Genomic DNA, 1,027 nt, shown 5'->3' with positions numbered 1-1,027 from the left:
AGTTTCTAACTTAAGAAGGTGTTGCACTCATGGGCCAACGATATTCGCACCTGTCGTCCGATGAAAGGATCCTGATCGAGAAGCTGCATTGCGAACAGCATCTGAGCATTCGGCGGACCGCGGAGGAAATCGGCCGGGACAAGTCCACGGTGAGCCGCGAGCTGAGGCGCGGCCTGTGGTTCGCGTCCAACGAGAACGGGTCGTACCGCCCCTACCGGCCGAAACGGCTGAAGACCGGGGCATGGACCTCGGGTCCGTTCTATTCGGCGCTGGCCGCGCAGAGAAAGGCCGACCGGCGTCGGCGCGAGTCCAGGAAACCGCGTCGCATGGATTCGGGCCCGTTGCGCGCCTGGGTGCTGGACGCGCTGCGCAGGGGGTGGAGCCCGGAACTGATCGAGGGACGGTTGAAGGCCCAGTACGCCGGCGACCCGTCGATGCGGATCAGCCACGAGTGCCTTTACCAGTGGATCTACGCCAAGCCGCAGCGGGCGCTGGACCTGCGCCAGTATCTGGCGCGCGGCAGGAAACGCCGGACGAGGAAAAAGGGCAGGAAGGCGAAAGGGCCGCGCATCCCGATGCGCGTGCCCATCGCGGACCGGCCCGAGGCGGTCGGATCCAGGAAGGGGTTCGGCCATTTCGAGTCGGACACGGTGGTCGGCGCCGCGCCGTCGAGGCGCTGCATGAACACGCAGGTGGAGCGCAGGAGCCGCAGGCTGTTCGCCCGGCTCGTCGACGACAAGAGCGCGTCCGCCACGGCCAGGGCCGAATACGAGATCTTCAAGGACATGCCGCCGGCCGCGCGCGTCGACCGCACGTGGGACAACGGCACGGAGGCGTCCCTGCACATGCTGGTGGACGAGGCGCTGGGCATGCTCACGTACTTCGCCGACCCGTACAGCTCCTGGCAGCGCGGCAGCAACGAGAACAGGAACGGCAGGATCCGCCGCTACCTGCCCAAGGGAACCAGTTTCGAGGATCTCACGCAGGACGAGCTCGACGCGATCGTCGGGGAGATCAACGACACCCC

At 66.5% G+C, this 1,027-nt stretch carries 1 protein-coding gene; it reads left to right on the top strand.

Going from position 1 to position 1,027, the window contains the following annotated elements; all coding sequences use genetic code 11:
• Positions 1-29: 29 nt before the first annotated feature.
• The coding region (locus tag AB5287_RS10085; protein ID WP_368221195.1) for an IS30 family transposase at positions 30-1,027 on the top strand (998 nt) is incomplete at its 3' end.

Origin of the sequence: Bifidobacterium sp. RTP21102st3_E2_RTP21102_210122 (assembly GCF_040916945.1) — a bacterium.
Taxonomy (GTDB): Bacteria; Actinomycetota; Actinomycetes; order Actinomycetales; family Bifidobacteriaceae; genus Bifidobacterium; species Bifidobacterium longum.
Note: the sequence above shows the minus strand (reverse complement) of the source record. Positions and strands in the feature narration are given on the sequence as shown.